Annotated in this window: 1 pseudogene; it reads left to right on the top strand. The window is 51.4% G+C overall.

From position 1 onward, the window contains the following. Positions 1-385 (top strand): annotated as a pseudogene (locus RTW80_RS27615) (Clp protease ClpP); the annotation flags it as partial.

Genomic DNA, 385 nt, shown 5'->3' with positions numbered 1-385 from the left:
AGTCCACGCCATCCAATAAAAATACCCCGGCTCATATTTATGCCGGTAACGGTAATTTTGTGGGGGACGGGATCCGCCAGGCGCTGATGGCGCGTGCCGGATTTGAAAAAACCGAACGTGATAATGTCTACAACGGGATGACCCTGCGTGAATATGCCCGTATGTCACTGACTGAACGGGGTATTGGGGTTTCCAGTTATAACCCGATGCAGATGGTCGGTGCGGCGTTCACACACAGTACGTCTGACTTCGGTAATATTCTGCTGGATGTTGCGAACAAAGCCATTCTGCAGGGCTGGGAAGATGCCCCTGAAACCTATGAACAGTGGACGCGGAAAGGTCAGTTGTCTGATTTTAAAATTGCCCATCGTGTGGGTATGGGGGG

This window comes from Escherichia sp. AM3, from assembly GCF_032029835.1.
Classification (GTDB): Bacteria; Pseudomonadota; Gammaproteobacteria; order Enterobacterales; family Enterobacteriaceae; genus Escherichia; species Escherichia coli.
Note: the sequence above shows the minus strand (reverse complement) of the source record. Positions and strands in the feature narration are given on the sequence as shown.